The organism is Pseudomonas sp. HB05 (assembly GCF_016756915.1).
GTDB lineage: Bacteria > Pseudomonadota > Gammaproteobacteria > Pseudomonadales > Pseudomonadaceae > Aquipseudomonas > Aquipseudomonas alvandae.
The window spans coordinates 13,333-25,335 of sequence record NZ_JAESPG010000017.1 but is presented as its reverse complement, the minus strand read 5'-3'; the positions used below and the strand labels follow the sequence as shown (position 1 = coordinate 25,335).

Genomic DNA, 12,003 nt, shown 5'->3' with positions numbered 1-12,003 from the left:
CATTTTGCTTTCCGCGCATGTGAAAAACGGCGACCCGAAGGTCGCCCGTTTTCGTTATTCAGCAGCTTGCGCTCGCAGCCGTCTCCCAATCACATCCAACACATCACACCCATCGCGCAGCGATATCGTCAGCAGCTTGCAAAAATCAGAAAGCACAACCGTATCGGAGCTGATGTCCGAACGGAACGCGATGTTTTCCAGCAGCTGGGTCACGGTGCGGATGCGGTAGTCGGCGGTTTCGAAGAGTACGTCGAGTGGGGCTTCGGTTTCGATGAGGAGGGTGGCAGGCGTGCAGTCGACGCCAGTGATGGGCATGTATCTGGTCATAGCAAGAGCCTCGGAAGTTGATGAGCCTCTCTGTTGATGCGAGTCGCCAAACCCGGTCGTCTTTTTGAGCGACGAGGGACTATAGGCTGGCCCGGTCCAGTGCCACAAGACACCGCTTTCCGAGCTTCGTGTAGGACGTTTGGCCTGGCATTTGTCGGTTTAAAGCAAGCGACTGCTACGCAGTCGAGCGGGAGCAAGCTCCCTCGCCACGGGGCGGTGCTCGGCTTGAAGATTGTGCTTATCCGCATCGTTAGCCGCAGGGGTTGGCCTCTTAGTGTCCGTTGGGATGTGGATAAGTCCTCGTTTCTTCCACTACGAGCTGTTTTGTCATCTGTCTATTTGTAGGAAGTTTCAACCTTCGAGCGAGATCCTTCGTACTTCTATAGGGGACGCGTCTGATTTCAGAAGGACGGTTTCGACAGTAGTCTCTTTGGTCAGAGGTGCGCCGCGTCGAACCATTGGCCGGATCAGTATGTGGCTGGCGCGGTTGGCTACACCGAACGGCGAGGCGATGAGATCCGCATGCCTCCGCCCGATAGCTACGAAATAGGAGGCATACGTTATGTCGAAAACATCGAAAACTGACTGGGAGCGCTTGGCCAAGTTGGATGATGCGGACATCGATACCAGCGATATCCCCGAATTGGATGAGGACTTCTTCCGTCGCGCCGAGCTGCGTGTGCCGGTAAAGCAGGCGGTGACTATTCGCCTTGATGCCGATGTGGTTGAGTGGTTCAAGGGGCAGGGTGCGGGTTATCAAACACGCATCAATCAGCTTCTTCAGCAATACATGCAGGCTCAGCAGGGCCATCATCGGTGAGCAAATCAATGACAACGGGCGACTGAGAAGTCGCCCGTTGTCATTGATTCTGTTAGCGGCGCTCGCAGGTCTTCCGATTCGATCAATCCTCTCGCGTAGCGCTGTGGTTAAGGCAAAACTGGCGACTGCTACGCAGCCGAGCGGGAGCAAGCTCCCTCGCCACGAGATCGCGCTCGACTGGGTTGCTTGGCGCATCAGCTGTGGCAGCAACTATGGGGCTTGGCCTCTTCGTACTTATCATGATGCCGCACCCAATCCATGATCTCGTCTTCATTGCGGCCCTTGGGCGTGAGGTCGAGGTAGTTGTAGGTGCCGACCAGGATGTCCAGGCCGCGGGCGTAGGTGGAGTAGGTGTGGAAGATGTCGCCGGCTTCGTTGCGATAGAAGACGCTGAGGCCTGGGAGTTCGCCTTCGGTGGTGTCGGTTTTTTCGTAGTTGTAGGTGGCTTTTCCGGCGGCGCTGTCTTCGGGTTTGAAGCTGACGCCGAAGTCGTAGTTGAAGTCGCAGCCATGCGATGAAACCCAGTCGAAGGCCCAGCCCATGCGGCGCTTGAAAGGTTGGAATTCGGCGAAGGGGGCGCGGGAGACGGCGACCACGGCGACGTCGTGGTGGGCCAGGTGTTGGTTGGCGCCGTCGATGTGGTCGGACAGGAACGAGCAGCCTTGGCAGCCTTCGGTCCAGCCGGGGCCGAACATGAAGTGGTAGATGATCAGTTGGCTGCGGCCGCCGAACAGGTCGGCGAGGCTCAGTTCGCCGTGGAGGCCTTGGAAGCGGTAGGGTTTGTCGATTTTTACCCAGGGCAGGGCGCGGCGTTCGGCGCTGAGTTTGTCTCGTTCGCGGGTGAAGGCTTTTTCGTGGGCCAGGTGTTCGCGGCGGGCGGCGAGCCATTCTTCACGCGAGACGACCTGATGGTGCTCGATGTTCATGGGGCTTCTCCTCAGGGATGGATTTACCGACGATTGCAACGGTTAGTCGTTTGGCTGGCGGCGGATTCGACAAACCGTTGGTCGGCTTGTGGATAAGGGCGGTCGAAAACCCGGCTGAACGGCGCTGAACCGCTTCGGTCACACGTTAGGTAGGCATCTCTCTCTTAAGCTTTAGAGGATGGACCAGGATGACGACTTATAACTGGGACTTGATCGAACGGTTGCTCCACGAAGTGCAGAACGGCGCCGGCCACAGTTTTACCCCTCGGCCCTACGCGGAGCAGCACGCGGCGGAAAAGGCGGCTCAGGGCGAGGAAATCGAGAACCTCGATCATCTGAAAGCGGTCGCTGGGGAGTACGAAAAATTACTGTTGGAGCGTGGGTATATCGAGCCCCGGCCAGAGGAGGAGGGCGGCAACGGCGAGAATTTTGTGCTGACACCACGCGGCTCGCGGTTGTTGAGCCTGATCGACAGCAGCATTCCAGGCAATGACCATCCGCGCCAGGTGCTGGATGAGCAGGAAGATGCGCTGGATGAGTTTACCTTTGATGATCTGGCTTCGAAGGCGCAGATTGCCTGATGGTCTGCGCTGAACCCTGTGGGAGCGAGCTTGCTCGCGATAGCGGTCTGACATTCAACTGATGTGTTGCCTGTTCAGCCACTATCGCGAGCAAGCTCGCTCCCACATTGGATCTACAGTGGTTTTACGAGCGCGCCGCCTTCAAGCATTTCAGATCACTGAAATCCTTCTTCACCCCATCAATCTTCTGCAACAACCGTTCACGCTGCGCCGGGGTGCTGTTGGCCATCAGGTCCACCAGCAGGCTGCGGGCCTGGGCTTCGGTTTTGTTGTAGGCCTCGCGGTAAGCGGGCGTCCATAGGCTCTCGCGGTTGACCAACAATTGTTCGATGCGTTTCGGGAAGTCCGGGCTGTGGCGCTGGGCGACGGCTTCGCTGAACTGGTTTTGCCAGTGGGCGCGGTTGGCGATCCATTGCTGGTTCTGGTCGCCCAGGGCGGTGGACCAAGCCATCACCCGCTGGCGCTGTGCGTCGTTGATCGGGCCGATCCAGTCGTCGAGGCGTTTCTCCATGCGCTCGGCGCGCTCCTTGATCTGTTGTTCTAAAGTCGGCTTGAGGTATTCACGCTGCCGCTTGCGCTGGTCCTTGACGAACGCGGCGTCCATGTCGGCGACCTGCTCGTCGCTCAGGCCCTGTAATAACTCGATGGCCGAAGGTGTGATCTCCCGGGCGGTCTCGGCGATCGCGGCCTTGGCCTCGCGCGTGCGCTGCTGCAAGGCTTCATCAGTCACCTGGTTGGTCTGCACCATGGTCTTCAGGCGATCGAGCCAATCCAGGTAGCCGGGCAATTGCGTGGTGCAATGCCAGCTCAAGTGCTCCTTGAGGCGATCGTCGAACCAGTCTTTTTGCTGACCGTTGATCTCCAGGTAATCGTTGAGTGTCCAGGGAATGATCAGGTCGAGGTTGCGGTAGGCCAGGCCGACACGGCTGCAAGCGGTGAGTGTCAGCAGCAGGGCGATGAACATGGCGGTGCGTACTAACCAGCGCGACATGAGCGAGTCCTTGCGAAAGCGGAGGTGCTTTGTTTGAGCATGGCAGGCGCGCGGCAGTTCAGCCGATTGAATAAGTAACGCTTAGTAAAAAGGATGGGCCATCTTCAGGGTCAGCAGGCTATCGCATTCGCTGTTGTGGCCGGAGTACGCCGAGCAGCTGCTACCGCTGAGGCTTGAGTCGCTGTAGATCAGGTCCAGGTCGATGCCCCGCCACGGACGGGAAATTTTCAGCGACCAGTCACTGAAACTGCCTACATAACCATCTTCCACCGAGACTGGAGTATTGAGTTGGTGAGTGGTGTATTTGGCGCTGATGCCGATGCCGAAGGGCACGTTGCCACCGAGGTCGGCAAACAGGGTGCTGTTCTGTTTATCCGGGTCGTTGCTCAATGCCGCACCGAAGCGGCTGCCGAGGATGGTCAGGCCGCCGTAGAATTCCTGGCTGTCGAGGGTGTCGACGGTGGGGTAGCTGTAGTGGATCAGGCCGACTTCGTAGCCCAGGGTCTGGTCGAAAGGGTGTTTGAAGCCCATGTAGGAATCGACTTCAAGGTCGGCGGAGTAGCCGGCACTGGGTGACCATTGTCCGACGTACCAGCCACTGTCGTGGCTCAGGTCCAGGCCGCCGTGGAACGAGCCGGTGCTCGACGGTGTGACCAGGCCTTGGGCCATGCTGCGGCTGGGGGTGGTGCCGAGCTTGAGGTCGAAGTCACCGAGCTCGCGCTGGAATACCTGCCCATAGGCAAAGGGGCAAGCGAGCAAGCTGAACGTCAGCAGGACAACAGGAATGCGCATGCTTCACTCCATCAATAGCGAGGAGCAGGGAACCGTAACCAAGCTGGAACGCTTGAGCTAGAGAGGTGCAAGCATACCGGCGAATGTTCGGCAGCGATGGCCGTTCGTCGATTTCTGCGGGAATGGATTTAAGGAGAGGGGTTCCAGCCCAAGCGCTTCGGGATTCAAAGCGCTTTGGGACCAGGTGACGCGGGGGATTACTTCTTGCCCAGGCTGATCTGCTTGGACGGACCGAAGGTCTGGCCGCTGACACCTTTGGCAATCTGCTGGATTTCACCGCCGGACTTGAGGAACGCAGCGATCTGGTCGTTGATCGACTCGCTGGTTTCAACGGCTGGAGCTGGCTTTGCTTTGCTGTTGGATGCTTTTACGCGCATGACGGCCATTAACCTATGGATAATTAATTGGGCCAGGCATCGTACAGGAAATACTTGACAATTGCTTGGCAAATATCCCCTTTGATTATTTTCGGCAAGGCCTGAATATTGACCGATCCATGCCTGTTTATTACCGCTAAGCCACTGTTTTTAAATAACAACCGTGCCTTTTATTCAAAGCTGAAGCGGCACGGCTCGAGCCCTTCGCCGTCTGACGAGTGGCTTTGTCAAGGGCGAAAACCCTTGAAAATCAAGGCCTACGCGGTCAGATCCTTCAACGTCACGAATCGCACCGCAAAACCGGGTAGAATGCCGCCCACGCAATGAGGGTATTTGGAAATGGCTTTAGTCGGGCGCTACAACAGTTTGCAAGTGGTTAAACACACCAACTTCGGTTTATACCTGGACGGCGGCGCGGACGGTGAAATCCTCCTGCCCAACCGTTATATCCCCAAGGATATTCCCAGTGAAGATGAAGACTGGCTCAATGTTTTCATTTATCTGGACAGCGACGACAAACTGATCGCCACCACGGAAAAACCGAAAGTCCAGGTTGGGGAATTCGCCAGCCTGAAAGTGGTTGAAGTCAACAGCATTGGCGTGTTCCTGGACTGGGGCCTGCCGAAGGATCTGCTGCTGCCGTATTCCGAAGAAAAACGCCAGCTGACGGCGGGCGAGTACTGCGTGGTGCACGTCTACCTCGACAAGCACACCCGCCGCATCACCGCCACCGCGCGGTTGGATCGTTATCTGGACAAGACGCCGGCCAACTACACGGCTGGGCAGGAAGTTGATTTGCTGGTTGCCGAAGCTACCGACATGGGCTTCAAGGCGATCATCAATAACAAGCACTGGGGCTTGATCCACAAGAACGAAATCTTCAAGTTCATGCGCGCCGGCAAACAGGAAAAGGGTTTCATCAAGGAGATCCGTCCGGACGGCAAGATCAGCTTGAGTTTGCAGCCGGTGGGTCAGGAAGCGGCCACCAGCCTCAACGCGAAGATCCTCGCCAAGTTGCGTGAAAACAACGGCACGCTGCCGGTCAGCGACAAGAGCGACCCGGTGTTGATCAGCAGTCTGTTTGGCGTGAGCAAGGGCAACTTCAAGAAGGCCATTGGTGCGCTGTACAAGAATGGGCAGATTGTCATTCATGCTGATCGTATTGAGCTGACTTGATCGTTAGGCCGAGCAAACCACCGTTGGCTAGGTCATCCTGTGGCGAGGGGATTTATCCCCGCTGGGCTGCGAAGCAGCCCTGATTCGAACGCCTCGGTGTACCTGCCAGATTGAGTGGTTATTTTTGGGGCTGCTCCGCAGCCCAGCGGGGATAAATCCCCTCGCCACAAATTTTCGCTGTATACAAAACTCCTTGCACCTTAACCATGCACCCGCGCCCCGTTCGTGGGCGTTCTGTTGTGCTCGTTCGGTTTTTACCTGCGCTGAAAAGCGCGGTTTGTCTCGTATCCAGCGCCTATGGCACGCATTCTGCGTAGCAACCCGTATACAAACCACGCCGGCTCCCGTGCGCAGTGTGGTGGACAATCAAACTCGGGGGCACGGCGGCACCCAAAAGGAGCCCCGCAATGTCCGAGCAATTGCCCAACGGCTACAGCCCCCGTCTCTATAACGAAGACCTGGGCCCGCTGCCGCAGAAATGGAATTGGTACAACATCTTCGCGTTCTGGATGAGTGATGTGCACAGCGTCGGCGGCTATGTGTTTGCCGCCAGCCTGTTCGCCCTGGGCCTGGCGAGTTGGCAGGTGCTGATCGCGTTGCTCGGCGGGATTTGCATCGTGCAATTGATCGCCAATCTGGTCGCGAAGCCGAGTCAACAGGCGGCGGTGCCTTATCCGGTCATTTGCAGGCTGGCATTTGGCGTGTTCGGGGCGAATATCCCGGCGGTGATTCGCGGGCTGATCGCGGTGGCCTGGTATGGGATCCAGACGTACCTGGCGTCAAGTGCGCTGATCATCGTAGTCCTGCGGTTTTTTCCTTCGATGGAAGCCTACGCGACACCGCATTTTGCCGGCTTGTCCTACCTGGGCTGGTTCGGTTTCCTCAGCCTGTGGTTCGTCCAGGCATTGGTGTTCTGGACGGGCATGGAGTCGATCCGTCGTTTCATCGATTGGGCTGGGCCGGTGGTGTATGCCGTGATGTTCCTGCTGGCCGGCTGGATCGTCTGGAAGGCCGGTTGGAGCAACATCAGTTTTACCCTGGCGGAAAAATCCTTATCCGGTTGGCAGGCATTCGGCCAAGTGATCGTGGCGACGGCCCTGGTGGTGTCCTACTTTTCGGGTCCGACCTTGAATTTCGGCGATTTCAGTCGGTACTGCCGGAGCATGTCCGACGTACGTCGTGGAAATTTCTGGGGCCTGCCGGTGAATTTCCTGGCGTTCTCCCTGGTGACCGTGGTGATTGTTTCAGGCACGTTGCCGGTGTTTGGAGAAATGCTCCACGACCCGATCGCCACCGTGGCGCGCATCGACAATAACGTCGCCGTCCTGCTGGGCGCTTTCGCCTTCGTCACCGCGACCATCGGCATCAACATCGTCGCCAACTTCGTGTCCCCGGCCTTCGACTTTGCCAACGTCGCGCCGAGCAAGATCAGTTGGCGCGCCGGCGGGATGATTGCGGCGGTGGCCTCGATTTTCATCACGCCGTGGAATCTGTTCAACAACCCTGAAGTGATCCACTACACCCTGGACGTGCTGGCGGCGTTTATCGGCCCGCTGTTTGGCATCCTGCTGGTGGATTACTACCTGATCAAGAAGCAGCAGATCGACGTCGATGCGCTGTTCAACGACGGCCCGACCGGGCGTTATTACTACAGCGGGGGTATCAACTGGACAGCGGTGAAGGCGTTGATCCCGGCGACGCTGATGGGCGTGGCAATCACGTTCACGCCGTTTCTCCAATCGATGGCCAACTTTGCCTGGTTCACCGGCTGCTTCCTCGGCGGTGTGTTGTATTTCGCCTTGGCGCGACGTGAACCTTTCCCACAACTGAACACATCGCTGAACCCGGCCGGCCAGGCCTGATCACCGCAGGACGGTCTGGGCGCAGCGTTCGACCGCGCTTCGGTTTGCGGGCCGCAGCAACAGGCCGCCCGCCAGCACCAGGCCGCTGCCGGCAATGATCAGCGCGGGTTGCAAGCCGCCGCTGAAATGGCTGCTCAGCGCCGCCAGCAACGGTCCGCTGAGCTGGCCGATGGCGAAGCAGGCGGTCAGCAATCCGATGTTGCGCTGGATTGCGTGGGGCGCCAGTTCTCGGGAACGCAACACCATCAATTGCATGCAAGCCAGGAACGGCGTGCCACACAGGATCACGCCCAGCGCCAATCCCGCGCCGCTGCCCAGCAGGCAGGCAAAGACGCCAGCAGCTTGCAGCCACAAGGTCGCCATCAACCAGCGGCTGGTGGTGTTCGGGTTGGGCCGGCGCAGGCTCACCAACAGCACGCCGATGGCTGCGGCCAGGCCGAAGCAAGGCCAGAACAGGTCTGCCTGCCATTGCCCGTGGAACTGTGCGGAAGCCATCTGCGACAGGAAGGTCGCCGGAATGATATAGCCAACGCCATACAAGGCATAAACCACGCAGAGCCGGGCGATGCCGCGGTGGTTGGCCACGGTGGTTGGCGCTGCAACAGTGGCCGTAGGCACGGGTTTCGGCAGGGCCGGCAGGATCACCAGCAACATCAACAGCGCCGCCCCGGCGTATACCAGCCACAAGATGTCGGATGTCTGGCCCAACAGGTTCGAGCCAAGGGCCAACAAGCCTGTCAGAAAAATTCCCAAGCCAGGTCCGGCGAATACCAGTGCGCCCAGCCGTGGTCGCCCCGTCGCCGCAGCCAAGGGTTGGCTCAGCGCAGTAATCATCACCATCACCCAGGCGCTCGCCACGCCCGTGCCGAAGCGCAACGCCAGGTGCGGCCAGAAGCCCCAGGCCCAGAACGACGCCAGGGTTAACAGCACGCACAACCACAGGCCGCCGAGCAACCGTCGCTGCACCTGTTCCGGACGGCGGGCGAACATGGCGTCGAGCGCGCCGAGCAGATAACCGAGGTAGTTGGCAGCGGCGATTAGACCGGCGGCGGTCAAGTCCACCTGACCTTCGCCGATCAAATGAGGTAACTGCGGTGTGAGGGCGAAGCGGCCAATGCCCATGGCCATCATCAGGGCAATGAAGCTGGCGAGCAGGCGAATCAAGGGCGACATGGTCGATCTCCGGCGTCGAGGTGATTGACCGTCAGGCTAGGATCGATTGACTTTCATTAAAAATGAATAATAGTGAGCAACTTGTTCGTTTTTGGAGAAGGTCGTGGAGTTCAGCCAGTTACGTATTTTCCAAGCGGTGGCCGAAGAGGGTTCCATCACTCGGGCCGCCGAGCGTCTGCACCGGGTGCCGTCGAACCTGTCGACCCGGCTCAAGCAGCTGGAAGAGCAGTTGGGCGTGGATCTTTTCCTAAGGGAGCGTCAGCGATTGCAGTTGTCGCCTGCGGGAAAAGTCCTGTTGGACTATGCGACCAAGCTGTTCGCCTTGCATGACGAAGCCCACGCGGCGGTGCAGGGCGGCCAGCCGGCCGGGGATTTTGTCCTGGGCACGATGTACAGCACGGCGGCGACGCATTTGCCGGACCTGCTGGCGGCTTATCACCGGGCTTATCCGGCGGTGAACCTGCAAGTGCAATCGGGACCGAGTGGGGAGTTACTTGAAGGCCTGCTCACCAATCGCCTCGATGCGGCGCTGGTGGACGGCCCGCTGGAGCTGGCGGGGTTGGATGGCGTGCCGTTGTGCGACGAGCGGTTGGTGTTGATCACTGAGACCGATCATCTGCCGGTGCGCAGTGCGCTGGATGTGCAGGGCCGTGCGGTGTTCACTTTCCGGCGTGGCTGTTCCTATCGGATGCGCCTGGAAGCCTGGTTCGCCCACGACCATGCAACCATGGGCCGGGCGATGGAGATCGAGTCATACCAGGGAATGCTGGCCTGTGTGATTGCCGGCTCCGGGGTGGCGCTGATGTCCGAGTCGATGCTCGCCAGCCTGCCGGGGCGCGAACGTGTCATGGTGCATCCGCTGGCCGAGCCGTTTGCCAGTGCGACGACGTGGTTGATGTGGCGCAAAGGCATGGTCGGCGCCAACCTGAACGCCTGGATTGAATTGCAACAACAAGCCTGGCCGCGTGCGCCAATGATCCCGGCGCAATCGGCTTGAACTCACCACCTGGGATTTGGATCAATTCAGTAACAGATCATTGCAATCTGTAACGAGCATTGAACAGGACTTCGGACTATTATCAGTGCGAAGGGGCCACAGAAATCTGCCGCTCGCACCACCTGAGGGGGCACCACGATGAAAGAGAAAATCCAGAACTGGCTTCATGACCTGGGTGTCGCGCTTGGCCTGATCGAGCCGCCCATGCAGCCGATACCGATCCGCACTGACGACGAGCAACGTCGCCGCCAGCCGCGCCGCCGGTAAACCCACCAGGAATTTGGAGAGATCGCAGTTCCGGACCATTTCAATCGAGATGGCCCGGAACTGCGATCTTTTTATTGGCGGCGCGAACACCTGTGGCGAGGGGATTTATCCCCGCTCGACTGCGCAGCAGTCGCAAACAGGGTCAAGAGTATTTTCTGAAAGATAGGAAAGGCTTAAACAGGGCAGCTTCGCAGCCCTGCGGGGATGAATCCCCTCGCCACAAGTGTGTTCGGCTCGATTCAGTTTCGATCAAGCGGCCTTGGCCACCACATTCGACCTTGGCGACAGCAAACTCACCACCACGAAACTCACCAACGCCACGCTCAGGCTGTAATAGATCGGCGTATTCGCGTCCAGCCCATCCTTGAACATGAAGAACAACGCCGTCACGAAGCCCAGCGACATGCTGCTGATCGCGCCTGCGGTGGTCGCGCGTTTCCAGTAGATGGCGCCGATCAACGGAATCAGCATGCCGCCCACCAGCAGGTTGTACGCCAGCGTCAGGGCGCTGATGACATCGCTGACCACCAGGGCGATCACCAGGACCACCCCGCCCAACAGCAAGGTCGCGATGCGGTTTTCATGGACGTCGCCGTTACCGCTTTCACGACCTTGGCGCAGACGCGGCAGGAGATCCTGGACGACGGTGGTGGAGGCCGCCAGCAGTCCCGCCGCTGCGGTGGACATCAGCGCCGCGAGGGCAGCGGCGATGACGAGGCCGCGGATCCCGTTGGGCAAGCTGTGTTGCACCACGCTGGCGAAGGCGTTGTTGACGTTTTCCAGGTCCGGCAGCAACACCTTGGCCGCCATGCCGATCAGCGCACCGGCCAGGCCGTAGAGCACGCAGTACAGGCCGGCGGCGGTACCGGCGACTTTGGCCACGCCTTCGCTGCGGGCGGTGAATACCCGCTGCCAGATGTCCTGGCCGATGAAGATGCCGAAAAAGTAGATCAGGAAGTACGTGACGATGGTGTCCCAGCCAATCGCGGTGAAATCGAAATAGCGCGCCGGCAAGGCCGCCACCATCGCGTCCCAGCCACCGGCGTCACTGATGGACATCGGCATCAGCAAGAACACCAGGCCGATGGTCATGATCAGGAACTGCACGATGTCGGTCAGGGTCAGCGACCACATGCCGCCGATGGTGGAATACAACACCACTACGCCGCCGCCCACCAGGATCGAAACCCAGAAGGGCAGGCCGAACAGCACTTGCATGACCGTGCCGATGGCGATGGTCGACGTGGCGCCGATCATCAGCGCGTAGACCAGCATGATCAGTGCGCTGGCATGGCGCGCGGCCGGGTTGTAGCGGCGCTCCAGCACCTGGGTCACGGTGTAGATCTTGAGCTTGAGCAACGGCTTGGCGAGGAACAGGCTCAGCCCGACGATGCCCAGGCCGATGGCGCCGCACAACCAGAACCCGGAAATGCCATGGACATAGCCCAGGCGCACGGTGCCGATGGTCGATGCGCCGCCGAGCACGGTGGCGGCCATGGTGCCCAGGTAGAAGCCCGGGCCGAGGTTGCGCCCGGCGACGAGGTAGTCGTCACGGGTCTTGGCGCGGCGCATGCCGTACCAGCCGAGGGCGATCATGCCGGTGGCGTAGATGAGAACGACGATTAAATCCAAGGCCATGATGGCGTGTCTCCGATTTGTCTTTTTTATAGGAAGTCGAGATGGCGCCATGGACAGATGGAGTTGTGGCGAGGGG

13 protein-coding genes are annotated in these 12,003 nt (G+C 59.4%); 6 read left to right on the top strand and 7 right to left on the bottom strand.

Features of this window, described 5'->3' with window-relative positions; all coding sequences use genetic code 11:
* Nucleotides 1-54: 54 nt before the first annotated feature.
* The gene (locus JMN22_RS15835) at nucleotides 55-327 is read right to left on the bottom strand and encodes a hypothetical protein (RefSeq protein WP_198797177.1); all 273 of its coding nucleotides are present in this window, start codon (nucleotides 325-327) and stop codon (nucleotides 55-57) included.
* A 562-nt stretch (nucleotides 328-889) separates the two neighbouring features.
* Here JMN22_RS15835 and JMN22_RS15830 point away from each other — a divergent pair.
* Nucleotides 890-1,147, top strand: coding sequence for a BrnA antitoxin family protein (locus JMN22_RS15830; RefSeq protein ID WP_198797178.1), 258 nt, complete (start codon nucleotides 890-892; stop codon nucleotides 1,145-1,147).
* A 194-nt stretch (nucleotides 1,148-1,341) separates the two neighbouring features.
* Here the strand turns inward: JMN22_RS15830 and JMN22_RS15825 are convergent, their stop codons facing one another.
* Entirely contained in the window at nucleotides 1,342-2,073 is a 732-nt protein-coding gene (locus tag JMN22_RS15825) for a DUF899 domain-containing protein (protein WP_198797179.1), read from the bottom strand.
* 188 nt (nucleotides 2,074-2,261) lie between these two features.
* On the opposite strand from JMN22_RS15825, the gene JMN22_RS15820 reads away from it, so the two are divergent.
* Nucleotides 2,262-2,654, top strand: coding sequence for a hypothetical protein (locus JMN22_RS15820; RefSeq protein ID WP_030141150.1), 393 nt, complete (start codon nucleotides 2,262-2,264; stop codon nucleotides 2,652-2,654).
* Between the two features lie 124 nt (nucleotides 2,655-2,778).
* Here the strand turns inward: JMN22_RS15820 and JMN22_RS15815 are convergent, their stop codons facing one another.
* From JMN22_RS15815 to JMN22_RS15805, 3 genes are all read right to left on the bottom strand, one after another.
* Complete coding sequence (locus JMN22_RS15815; protein ID WP_198797180.1) at nucleotides 2,779-3,645, bottom strand: DUF6279 family lipoprotein; 867 nt, start codon at nucleotides 3,643-3,645, stop codon at nucleotides 2,779-2,781.
* Nucleotides 3,646-3,726: 81 nt separating this feature from the next.
* Nucleotides 3,727-4,437: a TorF family putative porin gene (locus tag JMN22_RS15810; protein WP_030141148.1), complete on the bottom strand. Its 711-nt coding sequence runs from the start codon at nucleotides 4,435-4,437 to the stop codon at nucleotides 3,727-3,729.
* Between the two features lie 197 nt (nucleotides 4,438-4,634).
* Nucleotides 4,635-4,823, bottom strand: coding sequence for a hypothetical protein (locus tag JMN22_RS15805; RefSeq protein ID WP_018607615.1), 189 nt, complete (start codon nucleotides 4,821-4,823; stop codon nucleotides 4,635-4,637).
* A gap of 330 nt (nucleotides 4,824-5,153) precedes the next feature.
* Between JMN22_RS15805 and JMN22_RS15800 the strand changes: the two genes are divergently transcribed.
* Together JMN22_RS15800 and JMN22_RS15795 are read left to right on the top strand one after the other, a co-directional pair.
* Nucleotides 5,154-5,990: a CvfB family protein gene (locus JMN22_RS15800; protein ID WP_030141147.1), complete on the top strand. Its 837-nt coding sequence runs from the start codon at nucleotides 5,154-5,156 to the stop codon at nucleotides 5,988-5,990.
* A gap of 407 nt (nucleotides 5,991-6,397) precedes the next feature.
* Nucleotides 6,398-7,852 (top strand): NCS1 family nucleobase:cation symporter-1, encoded by a 1,455-nt coding sequence (locus JMN22_RS15795; protein WP_198797181.1) that lies wholly within the window; start codon nucleotides 6,398-6,400, stop codon nucleotides 7,850-7,852.
* On the opposite strand, the gene JMN22_RS15790 is transcribed toward JMN22_RS15795, so the two are convergent.
* Nucleotides 7,853-9,025 (bottom strand): MFS transporter, encoded by a 1,173-nt coding sequence (locus JMN22_RS15790; RefSeq protein WP_198797182.1) that lies wholly within the window; start codon nucleotides 9,023-9,025, stop codon nucleotides 7,853-7,855.
* Between the two features lie 103 nt (nucleotides 9,026-9,128).
* On the opposite strand from JMN22_RS15790, the gene ptrR reads away from it, so the two are divergent.
* Both ptrR and JMN22_RS26665 read left to right on the top strand, forming a co-directional pair.
* The gene (ptrR, locus tag JMN22_RS15785; RefSeq protein ID WP_198797183.1) at nucleotides 9,129-10,022 is read left to right on the top strand and encodes a putrescine utilization regulator PtrR; all 894 of its coding nucleotides are present in this window, start codon (nucleotides 9,129-9,131) and stop codon (nucleotides 10,020-10,022) included.
* A gap of 138 nt (nucleotides 10,023-10,160) precedes the next feature.
* Complete coding sequence (locus JMN22_RS26665; RefSeq protein WP_256222727.1) at nucleotides 10,161-10,289, top strand: PA1414 family protein; 129 nt, start codon at nucleotides 10,161-10,163, stop codon at nucleotides 10,287-10,289.
* A gap of 249 nt (nucleotides 10,290-10,538) precedes the next feature.
* Here the strand turns inward: JMN22_RS26665 and JMN22_RS15780 are convergent, their stop codons facing one another.
* The gene (locus tag JMN22_RS15780) at nucleotides 10,539-11,927 is read right to left on the bottom strand and encodes a sodium:solute symporter (RefSeq protein WP_198797184.1); all 1,389 of its coding nucleotides are present in this window, start codon (nucleotides 11,925-11,927) and stop codon (nucleotides 10,539-10,541) included.
* Between the last annotated feature and the right edge of the window lie 76 nt (nucleotides 11,928-12,003).

Bases quoted from the DNA above. Each gene is read 5' to 3' on its own strand.
- JMN22_RS15780 (WP_198797184.1), bottom strand. From the start codon at position 11,927: ATGGCCTTGGATTTAATCGTCGTTCTCATCTACGCCACCGGCATGATC.
- JMN22_RS15810 (WP_030141148.1), bottom strand. From the start codon at position 4,437: ATGCGCATTCCTGTTGTCCTGCTGACGTTCAGCTTGCTCGCTTGCCCC.
- JMN22_RS15800 (WP_030141147.1), top strand. From the start codon at position 5,154: ATGGCTTTAGTCGGGCGCTACAACAGTTTGCAAGTGGTTAAACACACC.
- JMN22_RS26665 (WP_256222727.1), top strand. From the start codon at position 10,161: ATGAAAGAGAAAATCCAGAACTGGCTTCATGACCTGGGTGTCGCGCTT.
- JMN22_RS15795 (WP_198797181.1), top strand. From the start codon at position 6,398: ATGTCCGAGCAATTGCCCAACGGCTACAGCCCCCGTCTCTATAACGAA.
- JMN22_RS15830 (WP_198797178.1), top strand. From the start codon at position 890: ATGTCGAAAACATCGAAAACTGACTGGGAGCGCTTGGCCAAGTTGGAT.
- JMN22_RS15835 (WP_198797177.1), bottom strand. From the start codon at position 327: ATGACCAGATACATGCCCATCACTGGCGTCGACTGCACGCCTGCCACC.
- JMN22_RS15805 (WP_018607615.1), bottom strand. From the start codon at position 4,823: ATGGCCGTCATGCGCGTAAAAGCATCCAACAGCAAAGCAAAGCCAGCT.
- JMN22_RS15790 (WP_198797182.1), bottom strand. From the start codon at position 9,025: ATGTCGCCCTTGATTCGCCTGCTCGCCAGCTTCATTGCCCTGATGATG.
- JMN22_RS15825 (WP_198797179.1), bottom strand. From the start codon at position 2,073: ATGAACATCGAGCACCATCAGGTCGTCTCGCGTGAAGAATGGCTCGCC.
- JMN22_RS15815 (WP_198797180.1), bottom strand. From the start codon at position 3,645: ATGTCGCGCTGGTTAGTACGCACCGCCATGTTCATCGCCCTGCTGCTG.
- JMN22_RS15820 (WP_030141150.1), top strand. From the start codon at position 2,262: ATGACGACTTATAACTGGGACTTGATCGAACGGTTGCTCCACGAAGTG.